At 66.6% G+C, this 16,299-nt stretch carries 17 protein-coding genes and 1 tRNA gene; 4 read left to right on the plus strand and 14 right to left on the minus strand.

Annotated elements, in window-relative coordinates; all coding sequences use genetic code 11:
* Positions 1–3 precede the first annotated feature (3 nt).
* The 3 genes from RQI28_RS02655 to infA all read right to left on the minus strand — a co-directional run bounded on the left by RQI28_RS02655 (position 4) and on the right by infA (position 1,290).
* Complete coding sequence (locus RQI28_RS02655; RefSeq protein ID WP_404976841.1) at positions 4–786, minus strand: DUF1624 domain-containing protein; 783 nt, start codon at positions 784–786, stop codon at positions 4–6.
* Positions 787–880: 94 nt separating this feature from the next.
* Positions 881–957, minus strand: a tRNA-Pro gene (locus tag RQI28_RS02660).
* An 84-nt stretch (positions 958–1,041) separates the two neighbouring features.
* Positions 1,042–1,290: a translation initiation factor IF-1 gene (infA, locus tag RQI28_RS02665; protein WP_024815327.1), complete on the minus strand. Its 249-nt coding sequence runs from the start codon at positions 1,288–1,290 to the stop codon at positions 1,042–1,044.
* A gap of 306 nt (positions 1,291–1,596) precedes the next feature.
* On the opposite strand from infA, the gene asd reads away from it, so the two are divergent.
* Entirely contained in the window at positions 1,597–2,457 is an 861-nt protein-coding gene (gene asd / locus RQI28_RS02670) for an archaetidylserine decarboxylase (RefSeq protein WP_311221037.1), read from the plus strand.
* Positions 2,458–2,474: 17 nt separating this feature from the next.
* On the opposite strand, the gene RQI28_RS02675 is transcribed toward asd, so the two are convergent.
* The 11 genes from RQI28_RS02675 to RQI28_RS02725 all read right to left on the minus strand — a co-directional run bounded on the left by RQI28_RS02675 (position 2,475) and on the right by RQI28_RS02725 (position 13,856).
* Positions 2,475–2,660 carry a hypothetical protein gene (locus RQI28_RS02675; RefSeq protein ID WP_311230719.1) on the minus strand — a complete coding sequence of 62 codons (186 nt, stop codon included), beginning with the start codon at positions 2,658–2,660 and terminating at the stop codon, positions 2,475–2,477.
* Positions 2,661–2,813: 153 nt separating this feature from the next.
* A complete protein-coding gene (hutG, locus tag RQI28_RS02680; RefSeq protein ID WP_311221039.1) occupies positions 2,814–3,629 on the minus strand; it encodes an N-formylglutamate deformylase in 816 nt (271 codons plus the stop codon).
* A gap of 25 nt (positions 3,630–3,654) precedes the next feature.
* The gene (locus tag RQI28_RS02685; RefSeq protein WP_404976855.1) at positions 3,655–5,070 is read right to left on the minus strand and encodes a formimidoylglutamate deiminase; all 1,416 of its coding nucleotides are present in this window, start codon (positions 5,068–5,070) and stop codon (positions 3,655–3,657) included.
* Positions 5,071–5,119: 49 nt separating this feature from the next.
* Positions 5,120–6,373: an imidazolonepropionase gene (gene hutI / locus RQI28_RS02690; RefSeq protein WP_311221041.1), complete on the minus strand. Its 1,254-nt coding sequence runs from the start codon at positions 6,371–6,373 to the stop codon at positions 5,120–5,122.
* Positions 6,374–6,441: 68 nt separating this feature from the next.
* A complete protein-coding gene (locus RQI28_RS02695; RefSeq protein WP_311221042.1) occupies positions 6,442–7,044 on the minus strand; it encodes a HutD family protein in 603 nt (200 codons plus the stop codon).
* 20 nt (positions 7,045–7,064) lie between these two features.
* The gene (gene hutU, locus RQI28_RS02700; protein ID WP_311221043.1) at positions 7,065–8,798 is read right to left on the minus strand and encodes a urocanate hydratase; all 1,734 of its coding nucleotides are present in this window, start codon (positions 8,796–8,798) and stop codon (positions 7,065–7,067) included.
* A gap of 34 nt (positions 8,799–8,832) precedes the next feature.
* Entirely contained in the window at positions 8,833–10,374 is a 1,542-nt protein-coding gene (gene hutH / locus RQI28_RS02705) for a histidine ammonia-lyase (protein WP_311221044.1), read from the minus strand.
* 117 nt (positions 10,375–10,491) lie between these two features.
* Positions 10,492–11,286 (minus strand): histidine utilization repressor, encoded by a 795-nt coding sequence (gene hutC, locus RQI28_RS02710; RefSeq protein ID WP_311221045.1) that lies wholly within the window; start codon positions 11,284–11,286, stop codon positions 10,492–10,494.
* Positions 11,287–11,311: 25 nt separating this feature from the next.
* A complete protein-coding gene (locus RQI28_RS02715; RefSeq protein ID WP_311221046.1) occupies positions 11,312–12,091 on the minus strand; it encodes an ABC transporter ATP-binding protein in 780 nt (259 codons plus the stop codon).
* Positions 12,091–12,900 (minus strand): ABC transporter permease, encoded by an 810-nt coding sequence (locus RQI28_RS02720; protein WP_311221552.1) that lies wholly within the window; start codon positions 12,898–12,900, stop codon positions 12,091–12,093. Before RQI28_RS02720 ends, RQI28_RS02715 begins: the two co-directional genes overlap by 1 nt.
* Entirely contained in the window at positions 12,900–13,856 is a 957-nt protein-coding gene (locus RQI28_RS02725) for an ABC transporter substrate-binding protein (protein ID WP_404976854.1), read from the minus strand. Before RQI28_RS02725 ends, RQI28_RS02720 begins: the two co-directional genes overlap by 1 nt.
* 395 nt (positions 13,857–14,251) lie before the next feature.
* Between RQI28_RS02725 and RQI28_RS02730 the strand changes: the two genes are divergently transcribed.
* The 3 genes from RQI28_RS02730 to kdpA are packed head-to-tail and all read left to right on the plus strand — an operon-like array spanning position 14,252 to position 16,288.
* Complete coding sequence (locus tag RQI28_RS02730; RefSeq protein WP_311221048.1) at positions 14,252–14,383, plus strand: hypothetical protein; 132 nt, start codon at positions 14,252–14,254, stop codon at positions 14,381–14,383.
* Entirely contained in the window at positions 14,380–14,478 is a 99-nt protein-coding gene (locus RQI28_RS02735; protein ID WP_311221049.1) for a potassium-transporting ATPase subunit F, read from the plus strand. The genes RQI28_RS02730 and RQI28_RS02735 overlap by 4 nt, the downstream gene beginning before the upstream one ends.
* 1 nt (position 14,479) lies before the next feature.
* Positions 14,480–16,288 carry a potassium-transporting ATPase subunit KdpA gene (kdpA, locus tag RQI28_RS02740; protein WP_311221050.1) on the plus strand — a complete coding sequence of 603 codons (1,809 nt, stop codon included), beginning with the start codon at positions 14,480–14,482 and terminating at the stop codon, positions 16,286–16,288.
* Positions 16,289–16,299: the final 11 nt, after the last annotated feature.

The raw sequence follows: 16,299 nt of genomic DNA on the forward strand, positions 1-16,299 counted from the left end.
CAATCAGCCCGCCAGCGCGGCCCAAGCCATGATGGCGCCGATCATCACGGGCTGGTGCAAGAGGTAGTAGCTCAAGCTGTGGCGGCCCAGCACGGGCAGCCACCCCATCGAGCGCGGCAAAGGCATGGCGAGCCAGTGCGGACGGTGGCGCAACAGCCACTGGCCGCTGGCAACGCCCCACCACATCACGCCCAGCCAGGGCAGCACAGGCACGTAGTCTTCTGTGAAAGGCTTGCGCGTGACCAGCCCGAGCCAATTGAGCGCGCGGCTGCTGAACACATCGGCAGCGCCAGCGAGCGGCCCCGAAAGGGCCCAGGCCGCCACGCTCGGCAACGCCAGCGCCACCACTCCGGCGGGCCACAACCAACGGCCGGCCGGCGTGCTCAGTCGTGCGATGAGCAGCATCACCGCCATGCCGTGCAAAACGCCGAAGTAGATGAAGGTGCGCGGAAACATGATGGCCGAGCCGGCCGTGACGAGCAGCGCTGCACCCACCACCTGCAACCACCGGCGGCTGAACCGTGACCAGCCCAGCCCGTTGGCCGATGCCAGCGCCTGCCCCATGCCGGCACAAATCAGGAACAGGCTGACGATCAGCGTGCGCTGGACCGTCCAGACAGGGTCGGAACGAAAGTCCTGCGCCCAGTAGCCGAAGTGGCTGAGATCGAAGCAGAAGTGAAAGACGGTCATCCATAGCATGGCGATGCCGCGCAGTGCATCGACCGCCTCCATGCGCTTGGCAGGCAGGAGAGCGGAAACGGGCAAATACGGTGAAACCAGGGGCATGCGACGTTGGTGCGACGTGCGTGGCGAGCCAGGCCGGATCGAGGGGCGGAAATGACAAAGGGGTTGCACCTTGCGATGCAACCCCTTGAATCAATGGTCGGAGCGGCGGGATTCGAACTCGCGACCCTCTGCTCCCAAAGCAGATGCGCTACCAGGCTGCGCTACGCTCCGACAAAAAGAATTCTAACCTGCAATTTGAGCCACTTTGGCCAGTTTGCAAAAGTTGCCGCGATTTTTTTGCGCGGCAACTATCCATCAACGGCTGGACGGACCAGGGCCGCGACCGGCCAAGTGACGGAACGTGATGCGGCCCTTGGTCAGGTCGTAAGGCGACAGTTCCAGCGACACCTTGTCGCCGGCCAGAATGCGGATGTGATGCTTGCGCATCTTGCCACCGGTATAGGCGATGAGTTGGTGGCCGTTTTCCAGCGTGACGCGAAAGCGCGAGTCAGGCAAGACTTCCGTCACGGAGCCCTGCATTTCAATCAGTTCTTCTTTTGCCATGTTTCAGTCAAGTTCCAAATAACAAATATTCTGGGGCGCACCTGCATGCCGACGCTGCTCACAACAAGCTGCTCAGGCCTTGAAAAGACCGGGCAGCGCGGGCATGACATGCAGGGGAGTCGCTGCACCCGGGGCGCATGAGGCGACAGGGCCGGGGGCGACGGCTTCAATGGACAGGCAAGTCGCTGTGCATTAGCCTGTCGATTGTACCGCGCTACGGTTCACTGCGCCATGCAGGGGAGCGCCACCCTCGCCGAGGCCTGCGCGCCTCTAGAATCATCGGCCCCACCCAAGGATTCCCCCCACGTGTCTGACCGCCTCGCCGTCCTCCCCCAGTACCTGTTGCCCAAGCAATTGCTCACCATGATTGCCGGCCGATTCGCCTCCGCCCGTGCGGGCAGCATCACCACCTCGGCGATCCGCCGCTTCGTGGCGCAGTACGGCGTCGATATGAAAGAGGCGGCCAATCCGGATATTGCCAGCTACGCGACCTTCAACGACTTCTTCACCCGCGCGCTGCGCCCTGGCGCCCGGCCGCTGGCCAATGCCGCCGTGGTGTGCCCGGTCGATGGTGCGGTAAGCCAGTTGGGCGCCATTGCGCACGACCAGATCTTCCAGGCCAAAGGCCACCACTATTCCACGACTGCACTGCTGGGTGGCGACGCAGCAACGGCAGCGCAGTTCAACGACGGTAGCTTTGCCACCATTTACCTGAGCCCGCGCGACTACCACCGCATCCACATGCCGTGCGCGGGCCGGCTGCTGCGCATGGTGCACGTGCCGGGTGCGCTGTTTTCGGTAAACCCGCTCACGGCGCGCGGCGTGCCGGGGCTGTTCGCGCGCAACGAAAGGGTCGTGTGTCTGTTCGAAACCCCGTTGGGGCCGATGGCGCTGGTGCTGGTAGGGGCCACCATCGTCGGCAGCATGGCGACCGTATGGCATGGGCAGGTGAACCCGCCACGCCCAGGCCGATTGGTTCAATGGGACTACGCCGACCAGCAGATCACGCTGAACCAGGGCGACGAGATGGGACGGTTTTTGCTGGGCTCCACCGTCGTGCTGCTGTTTCAACGCGATGCGGTGCAGTTCGAAGCGGGCTGGGGGCCGCTGCGGCCAACGCGGCTGGGCGAAGCCATGGCGCAACAGCCAGGCACGGCGACAGCCTGAACTGTGCGACTTTGGCTTTAGCGTGCTTCCGGCACGCGCAGAGTCGTAAAGGTAGTGGCGGCCAGCTCCAGCCGGGACGGGTCGACCGGCAAATCCCGGCCGACCAGATAGATCGCGAGCTCCTGGCGTCGCAGCCCGACGTGGCTCACGGTTTCCCACTCGCCCGCCATGCGCACCCGCGTGCCAGGACTGAATAGCGGCATGCAAAAGCGATCACCCCACCCCCATGCAGGCTCGGCATTCGGGGAAGCTGCCGGCGCTAGCGCCTGGCTGAGCTCGGTGTCTTGCATGGTGTCCATAGGCCCATAGTAGTCGTTTGGCGCTGCTGCGGGTGGTTCGTGATGGGATCGGGCGTCCTATCGCCTCGCCTGTGCGTGCGCGAACGCCAACGCTGCCTCGATCATCTGGCGCAAGGTCGGTTCCACACGGGCTGCCACGTCGGGCAGGTAGTCGAAGGGCAACGCCTCCTGCATGTAACTGGCCTGCGTCATTTCCAGTTGCACCGCATGCACGTTGTCTGCCGGGCGGCCGTATTGACGGGTGATGTGGCCGCCTTTGAAGCGGCCGTTGAGAACGGCGGAATATCCGCTGGCCTCGCCGATGGCCAGCAACTGCTGCGCCAGCTCGGGCGCGCAGCTCTCACCATTGGCCGTGCCCAGGTTCAGGTCGGGCAACCTGCCTTCGAAGAAACGCGGCAGCACGGAGCGGATGGAATGCGCGTCCCACAGCACGGCCACGCCATGCGCCGCGCGGATGCGCTCCAGTTCCTGACCAAGTTGCGCGTGATAAGGCGCCCACACCGCATCGCGGCGGGCAGCGGTTTCAGCCGCGTCGGGGCCATCGCGGTTGGCATAGATGGGCGTGTCGTCGAACGTGTCGACCGGGCACAGACCCGTCACGCTTTGGCCGGGATACAGGCTGGCCCCGTCGGGCGGGCGATTCAAATCGACCACGTAGCGCGAGTGCGTGGCAACGAGGATCGAGGCACCGAGTTCGCGCGCGAAGGCGTACAGGCGCTCCAGATGCCAATCGGTGTCTGGCACCTGGCGGGCTTCTTCGGTAAAGCGTGCCGCGATGGCGGGAGGTACATGGGTGCCGACGTGCGGCATCGACAGCAGCAGGGGTGCAGTGCCCTGGTGGAAGGTGAAAGCAGGAATGGCGATATCGGTCATGGGATGCAAAAAGTCTGCGGGAAGATCAATCAGTGTGAATGGTGGCAGAGCGCGCTTGCACGAAGGCTCGCGCAGCAGTGTCATGCAGCGGATGGCGGCCGGCCTGCACGCGCTGGCGGCCTGCCACCCACACGCCGTGCACTGCCGACGTGCGGTGGCTGCCGAACACATGCGCACCCAATTGGCTGTCCGCGGGCAGACCCTGCAGCGCCAGCTGATCGGCGTCCAGCGCCACCCAGTCGGCCTGTTGGCCCGTGGCCAGTCCCGCTATGGCACGCCCTGCCGCCTGAGCCCCGCCCTGCACCGCCTGCAGCGTCATAGCGGTGGCCACCTGCGGCTGGCTGGCGGTGGCCAGCACGTTGCGCTGGCGGGTCGACAGGCGCTGGCCGTATTCGAGCAGCATCAATTCTTCCGCCGCATTCACGCAGGCGTGGCTGTCGGATCCCACGCCCCAGCGCCCGCCGTTCTGCAGCCACAGCGGCATGTCGAAGAGGCCGTCGCCCAGGTTCGCTTCTGTCGTGGGGCAGATGCCGGCCACGGCGCCGGTGCGCGCGGCGGCGGCGTATTCGTCAGGCGTCATATGCGTGGCGTGCACCAGGCACCAGCGCGCATCGACGGGGGCGTTTTCCAGCAGCCACTGCACCGGGCGTTGGCCGCTCCAGGCCAAGCAATCCTGAACTTCCTGCGTCTGCTCGGCAATGTGGATGTGGATGGGCGCGCGTTCATTCAGCGCCGCCAACCCCTGCAGGGCCACACGCAGACTGTCGGGCGGCACGGCGCGCAGCGAATGCGGCGCCAGGCCCAAACAGGCCTGCTGCGCCCGTACTGCGGGCGCCAGGCGCTCCAATAAAGATAGCATCGAGTCGGTGGAGCGGATGAACCGGGCCTGGGCTTCGCGCGGCGGCTGGCCGCCGAAACCGCTGGTCTGATACAGCACGGGCAGCAGCGTGATGCCGATGCCTGCCGTGCTGGCGGCGCGCAGCAGCGTCTGCGCCAGCGTGGCGTCGTCGGCGTACGGCGTGCCGTCCTGGTCGTGGTGCACGTAGTGGAATTCGCAGACCGCGGTGTAGCCCGCCTCCAGCATTTCGACGTAGAGCCAGGTGGCGATGGCCTCCAGCGATTCGGGCGTGATGCGCGCGGCAAAGCGATACATCAGGCTGCGCCAGCTCCAGAAGCTGTCTTGCCCGCCGCCGGGCTGCGGTGCGCGGTATTCCGTCAGGCCGGCAAAGGCGCGCTGAAACGCATGCGAATGCAGATTGGGCAGACCAGGAATCAGCGGGCCCGGCGCGTGCGGCGCGCTGCCAGCCTGCGCGCCCGCTTGCACCGATTGCAGCGTGCCTGCCGCGTCCCAGCGCAGCAGCACGTCGCGCGCCCAGCCGGTGGGCAGCAGCGCATCGGCGGCAAACAGCGCGCCGCCGCCCTGCTCCGACGTGGAGATCATTTCCTTGATGGAGTCCATGTGTTCGTTCTTTCAGCGCCAACATGGGCGATCAGCCACCGCGCGCCACCCGGCCCTGCCGCACCACGGTGCAGGCCGGCCGGTCGCCAAACCAGTAGGCGATCTCGGCCGCCTCGGCCACGGGCCACAGTACGAAGTTGGCAGGCCGGCCGGCGGCGATCAAGCCGTGCGAATCCTGCAGGCCCAGGGCGCGCGCGGCGTGCGTGGTGATGCCGGCCAGCGCCTCGGGCACTGTCAGGCGAAACAGCGTGCAGGCCATGTTGGCCATCAGCCGCAGGCTCAGCGCGGGCGACGTGCCGGGGTTGTGGTCGGTGGAGACGGCCATGGACACGCCCGCGTCGCGCAATTGCTGAATGGGCGGCAGATGCGTGTCGCGCAGCGTGTAGTAGGCGCCCGGCAGCAGCACCGCCACGGTGCCTGCGTCGCGCATGGCGGCAATGCCCGCTGGCGACAGATGTTCGATGTGATCGCACGACAGCGCGCCGTACCGGGCCGCGAGCTGCGCGCCGCCCATGTCGGACAGCTGCTCGGCATGCAGCTTCACCGGCAGGCCCAGGCGCTGCGCGGCCTGGAAGACTTGGTTTGTCTCGGCCAGGGTGAAGGCGATGCGCTCGCAGAACACGTCCACCGCATCCACCAGGTTTTCTTCGGCCAGCGGGGGCAGCATCTCATGGCACACCAAGTCGATGTAATCCTGACTGCGGCCGGCATATTCGGGCGGCAGCGCGTGGGCGCCCAGGAAGGTGGTGCGCACAGTCACGCCGCAAGCTTCGCCCAGCCGCCGCGCCACACGCAGTTGCTTGCGCTCGTGCTCCAAAGACAGGCCATAGCCAGACTTGATCTCGACCGCACACACGCCTTCATCCAGCAGGGACTGCAGCCGCGGCAGGGCCTGGGCGAAAAGCTCGTCTTCGGTGGCCGCGCGGGTGGCCTGCACCGACGACACGATGCCGCCGCCCGCGCTCGCCACCTCTTCGTAGCTGGCGCCTGCCAGGCGCATGGCGAATTCGTTGGCGCGCTGCCCGCCGTAGACCAGGTGCGTATGGCAATCGACCAGACCTGGCGTGGCGAGCAGGCCGTTGCCCGCGCGTCTCGGAAGGTTGGCGAACATGGCTGGAAGCGCATCAGACGGCCCCACCCAGCGCACCAGCCCTTGCTGCACCACGATGCTGGCGGCAGCGCCTGGCGGCACCGGCACGTCGGGCCGCGCCAGCTCATCAACCAGCCGCACGTCACCCCATACGCCGTCGGCGCTGGGCAGTGGGGGCGCGAAGGCAGCAGACATGGCCAAATCCTTTTTACTATTATTTTGATAGCTACTAGCGCTTGACTGATAAGCGCTAGAGGCCAATTTCATTCATAAACTTGCTGTAATTCGATCCAGGCCAGCGCACAGTGGTCCACCGATTCTTGCGCTGCCAGTTGCGGCGCCAGCGCTTCGGCCGGTGCGCCCGCGCTCCACCACAAACCCTGGCCGGGCGTGAACAGCGCCCCGCCCTGCTGCCACGTGCCCGCCAGCACCATGCACAGCCCGGCTGGTGCTGCGCCCGGCTGCACGGCGTGGTGCACCACGTCGATGGCACCGCGCCAGGCGCCGCGCCGCAGCATGAGGTTGAAGTCCTGCGACGGCTCGCCCACCAGGGTGCAGGCCAGCGTGGCCTCGCCAGCAAAGGCAAAGGGATGCCAGGGCGCCTGCAAAACCCGGTCGATGGCTCCGTCATCAGATCGCACATGCAGGCCGCCACCGGTCAGCCACATGATCTGCCGGTCGATGCCGGGGAAGGCCGAAAACGGCCCCGCCTGCTCCACGCTCGCCACGCTCACGCGCCAGCCGAAGTCGTCGATGCCCGCGCCGGGCGGCCAGCAGACGATCTCGCGCGTGGTTCCGCCGCCGTTCTTCCACGGCATGGCGGGCGCGGTGGCCAGATCGAACCGGTGCAAGGTGTCGCTGGACATGTGCATGCCGGCTCCAGCGCTCAGCGCACCATGGGCAGGTTCAGGCCCTGCTTTTTGGCGGTGGCAATGGCGATGTCGTAGCCCGCATCGGCATGGCGCATCACGCCCGTAGCGGGGTCGTTCCACAGCACGCGGCCCAGGCGGGCAGCGGCTTCATCGGTGCCGTCGGCAACGATCACCACGCCCGCATGCTGCGAATAGCCCATGCCCACGCCGCCGCCGTGGTGCAGGCTCACCCACGTGGCGCCGCCGGCGGTGTTGAGCAGCGCGTTCAGCAGCGGCCAGTCGCTCACGGCGTCGGTGCCGTCCTTCATGGCCTCGGTCTCGCGGTTGGGGCTGGCGACCGAGCCGGTGTCCAGGTGGTCGCGGCCGATGACGATGGGCGCCTTCAGCTCGCCGCTTTTCACCATCTCGTTGAAGGCCAGCGCGGCCTTGTGGCGCTCGCCCAGGCCCAGCCAGCAGATGCGCGCAGGCAGGCCCTGGAAGGCGATGCGTTCGCGCGCCATGTCCAGCCAGCGGTGCGTGTGGTGGTTGTCGGGAAACAACTCCTTGATCTTGGCGTCGGTCTTGTAGATGTCTTCCGGGTCGCCCGAGAGCGCGACCCAGCGGAACGGGCCCTTGCCTTCGCAGAACAGCGGGCGGATGTAGGCCGGCACGAAGCCGGGGAAGTCAAAAGCGTTCTTCACGCCCTCGTCGAACGCCACCTGGCGGATGTTGTTGCCGTAATCGACCGTGGGAATGCCCATGGCCTGGAAGTCCAGCATGGCCTGCACATGCACGGCGCACGAATGGGCCGCGGCCTTTTGCAGTGCGGCGTGCTGCGCGGGGTCTTTCATGGCGGCCTGCCATTGCGGCACGCTCCAGCCGGCGGGCAGGTAGCCGTTGATCAGATCGTGCGCTGAGGTCTGGTCAGTCACCAGGTCGGGCTTGCAACCGCCCGCCGCCGCGCGCTTCACCAGCTCAGGCAGCACCTCGGCCGCATTGCCCAGCAGCGCGATCGACACCGCCTCCTTGGCATCGCAGTGCTCTTGAATCAATTCCAGCGCATGGTCAATGTCGCGCGCCTGCTTATCGACGTAGCGCGTGCGCAGGCGAAAGTCGATGCTGCTTTGCTGGCACTCGATGTTGAGCGACACGGCGCCGGCCAGCGTGGCCGCCAGCGGCTGCGCGCCGCCCATGCCGCCTAAGCCGGCGGTCAGGATCCACTTGCCCGCCAGGCTGTTGCCGTAGTGCTGGCGGCCGGCTTCGACGAAGGTCTCGAACGTGCCCTGCACGATGCCCTGGCTGCCGATGTAGATCCAGCTGCCGGCGGTCATCTGGCCGTACATGAAGAGGCCCTTGCGGTCCAGTTCGTTGAAATGATCCCAGGTGCCCCACTTCGGCACCAGGTTGGAATTGGCCAGCAGCACGCGCGGGGCGTTCTCGTGCGTCTTGAAAACGCCCACGGGCTTGCCCGACTGGATGAGCAGGGTTTCGTCGGCCTCCAGCACCTTGAGCGATGCAAGGATCTGGTCGTAGCAGGCCCAGTCGCGCGCGGCGCGGCCGATGCCGCCGTAGACCACCAGATCCTGCGGGCGCTCGGCCACCTCGGCATCGAGGTTGTTCTGCAGCATGCGATAGGCCGCTTCGGCCAGCCAGTTTTTGCAGTTCAGCTGGCTGCCGCGCGGGGCGCGAATCACGCGCGTGGGGTCGTGGCGCGGGTCGGCGTTGGGCACGGAGGGGGTGGCGGACAGGATGGCGTCGTTGGCGTTCATGGTGATTACTCCTTACGCGATGGGGGGCGGTCGGTCATTGGAAGCTGGGCAGGCAGGCGGTCAGCGGATCGGGCCAAGACGCTTCCAGCGCCCACACGCGCACGGCCTCGATGTCAGGGGCCAGATAGCGGTCCTGCTCCAGAAAAGCCACGCGCGCGCGAATGGCGGAGAACTGGGCTTCGACCAAAACCGAACTTTTGATGGATCGGTCGAACTCCATCCCCTGCGCGGCGGCCATGGCCTCAATGCCGACGATCACGCCCGTGTTGCGCACCATGTCCAGCAGGCGGCGAGCGGCGTAGGTGGCCATGGAGACGTGGTCTTCCTGGTTGGCCGACGTCGGCAGACTGGTCACGCTGCTGGGGTGCGCCAGGCACTGGTTCTCGGCCGCCAGGGCGGCGGCGGTGACCTGGGCGATCATGAAGCCGGAATTGACGCCGCTGTCGCGGATCAAAAAGGCCGGCAGGCCCGACAGGCCCGTGTCCAGCAGCAGCGCCAGGCGGCGCTCGGAGATGGCGCCGATCTCGGAAATAGCCAACGCGAGGATATCGGCGGCGAAGGCTACCGGCTCGGCATGGAAGTTGCCGCCGGAGATGACGTCGCCCGTGTCGGTAAACACCAGCGGGTTGTCCGACGCCGCATTGGCCTCGATCTGCAGCACGCGCGCGGCCTGGGTCAGGTTGTCGAGGCAGGCGCCCATCACCTGCGGCACGCAGCGAATCGAATATGGGTCTTGCACACGGCCGCAGTGCGGGTGCGATGTGTCGATGGCGCTGCCGTCGAGCAAGGCACGCACTGCCGCCGCCACGGCGATCTGGCCCGCCTGGCCGCGCGCTTCGTGGATGCGCGCATCGAAGGGTTTGACGGAGCCCTTGATGGCCTCCAGCGTCAGGCAGCCCGCCACCAGCCCGGCGGCGAACACGCTCTCGGCGCCGAACAGGCCGGCCAGCGCCAGCGCAGTGGATACCTGCGTGCCGTTGAGCAGCGCCAGCCCTTCCTTGGGGCCCAGAACGAAGGGCTCCAGGCCGATGGCCGCCATGGCTTCACGGCCCGAAACGACCTGGCCGTTCACTTTCGCAAAGCCTTCACCGATCAGCACGCAGGCCAGGTGCGCCAGCGGCGCTAGGTCGCCCGAGGCGCCGACCGAGCCCTTGGCGGGAATGACGGGCAACACGTCGGCATTGGCCAGCGCCAGCAGTGCGTGCACCAGCGCAGGCCGCACGCCCGAATGGCCGCGCGCCAGGCTGATCGCCTTGGTCGCCAGCACCATGCGCACCACGTCGTCCCCCAGCGGGTCGCCCGTGCCCACGCTGTGCGACAGCACCAGGTTGCGCTGCAGCTCGGCCAGCCGCTCATGGGCGATCTTCGTGCTGGCCAGCTTGCCGAAGCCGGTGTTGATGCCGTAGACCACCTGATCTTCTTCGACGATGCGATCGACCACGGCCTGCGCGGCCTGCATTCCGGGCGTGGCCGATGCGTCCAGCGTCAGCTGCACCCCGCCGGCCGCGATGGTGCGCAGATCGGCCAGTGTGACCTGGCCGGGGTGAAGCACGAGGGAGATGGGCACGGCGCTCATGAATCAATCCTGTCTATACAAGTTAATTTCAGAAAATAAAGCGTTTTCAGTCCGCTTGATGCCCCGATTGAATCATGGAACAATCATCTTGTATAGACAGGATGAGACTGCATTTCTTCAACCCACCAGCGCATGCCCATCCGCACGGATGCGGCTGCCGAGCCGATAGCGCGAGCCCGGATGCAGGCAGCGCACGATGGTGACCGGCACGCCCCGCGACCAGGTGCGGCGCGTGAGCAGCAGGCACGGGTCGGTCACGGCAATGTCCAGCAGACGGGCCTGCTCGGGCGTGGGCAGCACGGCGTCCACCACATGCTCCATCTGGTCGAACGGCACGTTGCGCACCAGATATTCAGAGGGTTGCAGCTGGGTGAAGTCCTGCGCACCGAACTGGGGCACGGCGCGCGGGTTCACGTAGCGGTCTTCCAGTTGCACGGGCACACCGTCCTCGCGGTGCACGCACAGCGAATGGAACACCGATTCGCCAGTGCGCACGTCCAGCGCGGCGGCCACGTCCAGCGGTGCGGAGACGCGCTCCACGGTCAGCACGTCGCAGCGGTAGTCGTGCCCGCGCTGGCGGATCTCGCTGGCCAGGTTGGCAATCTGCAGCAGCGTGGACTGCGGCTTGTCTTCGGCCACGAAGCTGCCCACGCCGGCCACGCGCACGATGCGGCCCTGCTCCATCAATTCGCGCAGCGCGCGGTTCACCGTCATGCGCGACATGCCGAACTGCAGCACCAGCTCGTTCTCCGACGGCAGGCGGTCGCCCGCGCGCCAGGAGCCGTCCTGAATGCGCCGCACGATGTGGTCCTTGACCTGCTGGTAGAGCGCCAGCGCGGGCTCGGCCGCGGCCGAGGTAGTGGCCAACGCAGCGGCGGGCTTGGAAGGTCGTTTGCGTGCGGAAGTCGTCATGGCGCGGGACTCTATCAGCGCACCCTCAGTGCGCATCCGCCGCCATCGACTCGGCGCGGATCTCTTCCGTCAGCCGCGCCTTCAGCGCCATGAACTCGGGCGAGGTCTTGATCGTGTAATGGCGCGGGTGCGGCAAGTCGACGGCCAGTTCGGTCTTGATGCGGCCGGGCCGCGCGCTGAACACCGCCACGCGGCTGGCCATGAAGATGGCCTCGTCGATGTCGTGCGTGACGAACAGCACCGTCTTGCGCTCGGCCTCCCATATGCCCAGCAGCAGCTCCTGCATCAGCACGCGGGTCTGGTTGTCGAGCGCGCCGAACGGCTCGTCCATGAGCAGGATCTTGGGGTCGTTGGCGAGCGCGCGGGCGATGGCCGTGCGCTGCTGCATGCCGCCCGACAGCTGCTTGGGGTAATGCTGCTCGAAGCCGCGCAAGCCCACCTTCGCGATGAAATACGCCGCGCGTTCCTTTTGCTGCCCCTCTGGCATGCCGCGCTCGCGCAGGCCGAAGCGGATGTTCTGCTCGATGGTGAGCCAGGGAAACAGCGTGTAGCTCTGGAACACCATGCCCCGGTCGGCGCCCGGGCCTTCGACTGGGCGGCCGTCCAGCAGCACGCGGCCGCTGGTGGGATGGTCCAGCCCCGCCACGATGCGCAGCATGGTCGATTTGCCGCAGCCTGACGGGCCGAGGATGGTGACGAAGTCGTTGTCGGCCACGTGGAAATCCACCGGCAGCAGCGCCTGGGTGGCCTGGCCCTTGGCCGAGGTGAAGGTGCGCGAGACACCCTGGATGGACAGCTCGCTCATCAGATGGTGCTCCACGCGAAGAGGCGGCGGTTGATCGCCTTGAAGAGGGAATCGGACACCAGTCCGATGAGGCCGATGACGATGATGCCGAAGATGATCTGGCCGGTGTTCAGCAGCGCCTGACTGTCGGTGATCATGTGGCCGATGCCCGATGACGAGCCGATCAGCTCGGCGACGATCACGTAGGTCCACGCCCAGCCCAGCACCAGGCGCAGGGTTTCGGCGATGTCGGGCGCGGCTCCCGGAATGAGCACGCGGCGCACGATGCCGGTGGGCGTGGCGCCCAGGGTGTAGGCGGCCTCCACCAAGTCGCGGCGCGCGCTGCCCACGATGACGGCGACCATCAGGATGATCTGGAACACAGAGCCGATGAAGATCACCAGCAGCTTCTGCATTTCGCCCAGGCCGGCCCACAGAATCAGCAGCGGAATGAAGGCCGAGGCCGGCAGGTAGCGGCAGAACGACACGAAGGGCTCCAGGAACGCCTCGAAGCCCTTGTGCGCGCCCATCGCAATGCCCAGCGGCACGGCCACGATGGCGGCCATGATGAACCCGCCCAGCACCCGCCACACCGTCATACCGATGTCGTACAGAAAGTTGAACTGAGTGAACAGCAGCCAGCCTTCTTGCACCATGGTGACCGGGCTGGCCAGGAAGGTGGGCGACACGAATCCGCCCAGGGTGGCCACTGCCCACACGGCGAAGAACAGCACGAAGAAGGCCACGCCCAGCAGCCAGCGCGTGACGGCGCCCACGGGCTCCAGCGGGCGCAGGCGGCGGCGGGCGGTTGTCGTCGGCACCGCCTCCATCATTTGATGAAGCTGTCGTCAAACATGGCGTTGAAGTTGTCCGGCTGCTTGCGGATCACGCCGGCCTCCAGCAACACGGCGGCAGCGTCTTTCATGAACTGCTGCAACTCGCCGGCGAAGAACTTCTGGTTGGCGGCCTTGTCCTGCCAGCGCAGATAGGCCGACGACTTGGCGAACGCGTCGCCGGTCTGCTTGACCGCAGCGCCCATGATCTCGTTGGCCTTGGCCGGGTCAGCCTTGATCAGATCGAGCGCGTCGAAGTACGACTGTGTGAGCGCCTGCGCCGCCTTGGGGTTGGCCTTGAGCCAGTCGGGCGCACAGCCCACGGTGTCCATCACCATGGGGTAGTCGATGGTGGTCGCCAAAATTTTGCCGGCCTGTGGGCTGGCGCGCACAGTGGACAGATAGGGCTCATATGTCATGGCCGCATCGTTCTGGCCCGCCACGAACGACTGCGCGGCGGGTTGCGGTTCCAGCGACACGGTCTTGACGTCCTTCAGGCTCATGCCGTTCTTGGAGAGCATCCACGCCAGGCCGAAGTACGGCGCAGTGCCCGGGGCGCTGACGGCGATGGTCTTGCCCTTGAGGTCGGCAAAGCTCTTGACGTCGTTGCGCACCGCAATGCCGTCGGCGCCATAGGACTTGTCCATCTGGAAGATCTGCACGATGGGCACGCCGTTGGTGTTCCAGGCGACATGCGTTTCCACCGTGGTGGCTGCGCACTGGATGGCCTTGGAGGCCAGGGCCAGGTGGCGGTCTTTCTGCGGAATCATCTTGAGTTCGACGTCCAGCCCGTTCTTCTTGAACAGGCCCGCCTTGTCGGCCAGCGTCAGCGGCGCAAAGCCCGTCCAGCCGGACATGCCCAGCACGATCTTCGTGTCCTGCGCCTGCACTGCCGTGGCAGCGCCCAGCAAGCACACCCCAGCCGCAATCAGCGACACCATCCTGCAACCCATCGTTCGGTTCATGTATTCAGCTCCTCGTTGAGATCCATCGAAACGCCACTGCGCCGGAATGATGCGCGCCCGCGTCCGCTGTCTATACAGGGAAAACGCGCAGGCATGGCGCAGAACCGGCCAACGTGCCCGGTGCGCTGCACCTGACGGGTGCGCACAACAACACTGCCGGCTATGCCATGCAAGACATGGGCCAACCTGTATAGGCATGTAGCCCCGCAGCATGGCTGTAGGCACTGAAGGGCGGAATTTATGGTCTTTTAAGGCTCTAGCGCTTATTCCAAAAGCGCTAGCAGCTATAAAAACAATAGCAAATCGGTTTCTTTACGGTTTCTATACGCGCGGCCGCTGCTTCTGTGCACCGTCTTTGCACGCCCGTTTCCAGAATCACTGCCATGTCTGACAACGGGAGTGATGCGATGGATTGGATGTGGATGGCCGCGATAGCGGCGCTGTGGGTGGCAGCCGCTGAGGCGGCCTTGTGGCTGCACCGCACGGCGCCGGCGCAACGGCAGGAGCGCACGTGATGGGCATCGAAGTGCTGTACGGCCTGGCCGGCATGGTGGCGGTGCTGCTGTTCGCGTACCTCGTGTTCGCGCTGATCTGCGCGGAGGAGTTCTGACATGACCGCTTCCGCCTGGGGGCTGCTCGCCCTCTTTCTCGCCGTGCTGGCGCTGCTGGCCTGGCCCGTGGGCCGCCTGCTGGCCGCGCTGTGCACTGGACAGTTGCCGCGTGTGCTGCAACGCATCGAGGCGCCCTTGTATCGCCTGGCTGGCGTGCAGCCGGACGCGTCGATGCCCTGGCACCGCTACGCGCTCAGCCTGATCGCCTTCAACGGCGTCGGCACGCTGGTGCTGTACGCCCTGCAGCGCATGCAGAACCACCTGCCGCTGAACCCCATGGCGCGCGGCGCGGTGTCGCCTGATTCGGCCTTCAACACCGCCGTGAGCTTTGTCGCCAACACCAACTGGCAGGGCTATGCGGGTGAGGCCACCATGAGCCATCTCACCCAGATGCTGGGGTTGACAGTGCAGAACTTTCTGTCCGCCGCCACGGGCATTGCGGTGGCGTTCGCGCTGGCGCGGGGCTTTGCGGGCCGGCGCGCCGACGGCAAAGGCCTGGTGGGCAACTTCTGGGCCGACGTCACGCGCATCACGCTGTGGGTGCTGGCGCCGCTGTCGTTCGCCATTGCGCTGCTGCTGGCCGGCCAGGGCGTGATCCAGAACTTCAAGCCCGACGCGGTGGTGACCCCGCTGGAGACCACGGTTTACCAAGCGCCGCGCGTGGATGCCGCAGGCCAGCCCGTGCTGGACGCGGCCGGCGCGCCGCTGACCGACACCGTGCGCAGCGACACCCAGGTGATCGCCATGGGCCCGGTGGCGTCGCAAGAGGCCATCAAGATGTTGGGCACCAACGGCGGCGGCTTCTTCAATGCCAATTCGGCGCATCCATATGAGAACCCCACGGCGCTCTCCAACTTCATCCAGATGCTGGCGATCTTCCTCATCCCGACCGCGCTGTGCCTGGCCTTCGGCCGCGTGGTGGGCGACCAGCGGCAAGGCTGGGCGCTGCTGGCGGCCATGACGGTGCTGTTCGTCGCAGCCGTCGTCGCCATCACCGCGGCCGAGCAGGCAGGCAACCCGCTGCTGGCGCGCCTGGGCGTGGACCAGACGGCCAGCGCCATGGCGGCTGGCGGCAACATGGAAGGCAAGGAAGTGCGCTTCGGCATCACCGCGTCGGCCCTGTTCGCAGCGGTGACGACGGCAGCGTCGTGCGGCGCGGTGAACACCCTGCACGATTCGCTCACGCCGCTGGGCGGCCTGGTGCCGCTGGTGCTGATGCAACTGGGCGAGGTGGTGTTTGGCGGCGTGGGCAGCGGGCTCTACGGCATGCTGGTGTTCGCGCTGCTGGCCGTGTTCATCGCGGGCCTGATGATCGGCCGCACGCCAGAGTACCTGGGCAAGAAGATCGAGGTGCGCGAGATGAAGCTGGTCTCGCTGGCCATTCTGGTCACGCCCATCGTGGTGCTGCTGGGCACCGCGGTGGCGGTAAGCACCGGCGCGGGCACCGCTGGCATCGCCAACCCGGGCGCGCACGGCTTTTCCGAAGTGCTGTACGCGCTGACCTCGGCCGCCAACAACAACGGCAGCGCCTTTGCCGGCCTGTCGGCCAACACGCCCTTCTACAACGCCTTGCTGGGCGTGGCGATGTGGCTGGGCCGCTTCGGCGTGATCGTGCCGGTGCTGGCCATTGCCGGCGCGCTGGCCGCCAAGCAGCGCCTGCCGGTGACCAGCGGCACGCTGCCCACGCACGGCCCACTCTTCGTGGCCTTGCTGGTGGCCACCGTGCTGCTGGTGGGCCTGCTGAATTACGTGCCGTCGCTGGCGCTGGGGCCGGTGGTCGAGCACTTGATGCTGTGGCCGGCCAAGTAAGGAAAGACAAC

This window comes from Acidovorax sp. WCS2018Noco2-16 (assembly GCF_031843945.1).
In the GTDB taxonomy this organism is placed as follows: domain Bacteria; phylum Pseudomonadota; class Gammaproteobacteria; order Burkholderiales; family Burkholderiaceae_C; genus Paracidovorax.

Coding starts and splice junctions, on each gene's coding strand:
- RQI28_RS02695 (WP_311221042.1), bottom strand. CDS start 7,044: ATGTCCAGCGACACCTTGCACCGGTTCGATCTGGCCACCGCGCCCGCC.
- infA (WP_024815327.1), bottom strand. CDS start 1,290: ATGGCAAAAGAAGAACTGATTGAAATGCAGGGCTCCGTGACGGAAGTC.
- RQI28_RS02675 (WP_311230719.1), bottom strand. CDS start 2,660: ATGCCGCTATTCAGTCCTGGCACGCGGGTGCGCATGGCGGGCGAGTGG.
- hutG (WP_311221039.1), bottom strand. CDS start 3,629: ATGACCGATATCGCCATTCCTGCTTTCACCTTCCACCAGGGCACTGCA.
- RQI28_RS02720 (WP_311221552.1), bottom strand. CDS start 12,900: ATGGAGGCGGTGCCGACGACAACCGCCCGCCGCCGCCTGCGCCCGCTG.
- kdpA (WP_311221050.1), top strand. CDS start 14,480: ATGACCGCTTCCGCCTGGGGGCTGCTCGCCCTCTTTCTCGCCGTGCTG.
- hutH (WP_311221044.1), bottom strand. CDS start 10,374: ATGAGCGCCGTGCCCATCTCCCTCGTGCTTCACCCCGGCCAGGTCACA.
- RQI28_RS02685 (WP_404976855.1), bottom strand. CDS start 5,070: ATGATCTCCACGTCGGAGCAGGGCGGCGGCGCGCTGTTTGCCGCCGAT.
- RQI28_RS02715 (WP_311221046.1), bottom strand. CDS start 12,091: ATGAGCGAGCTGTCCATCCAGGGTGTCTCGCGCACCTTCACCTCGGCC.
- RQI28_RS02655 (WP_404976841.1), bottom strand. CDS start 786: ATGCCCCTGGTTTCACCGTATTTGCCCGTTTCCGCTCTCCTGCCTGCC.
- RQI28_RS02725 (WP_404976854.1), bottom strand. CDS start 13,856: ATGGGTTGCAGGATGGTGTCGCTGATTGCGGCTGGGGTGTGCTTGCTG.
- hutI (WP_311221041.1), bottom strand. CDS start 6,373: ATGTCTGCTGCCTTCGCGCCCCCACTGCCCAGCGCCGACGGCGTATGG.
- RQI28_RS02730 (WP_311221048.1), top strand. CDS start 14,252: ATGTCTGACAACGGGAGTGATGCGATGGATTGGATGTGGATGGCCGCG.
- hutC (WP_311221045.1), bottom strand. CDS start 11,286: ATGACGACTTCCGCACGCAAACGACCTTCCAAGCCCGCCGCTGCGTTG.
- hutU (WP_311221043.1), bottom strand. CDS start 8,798: ATGAACGCCAACGACGCCATCCTGTCCGCCACCCCCTCCGTGCCCAAC.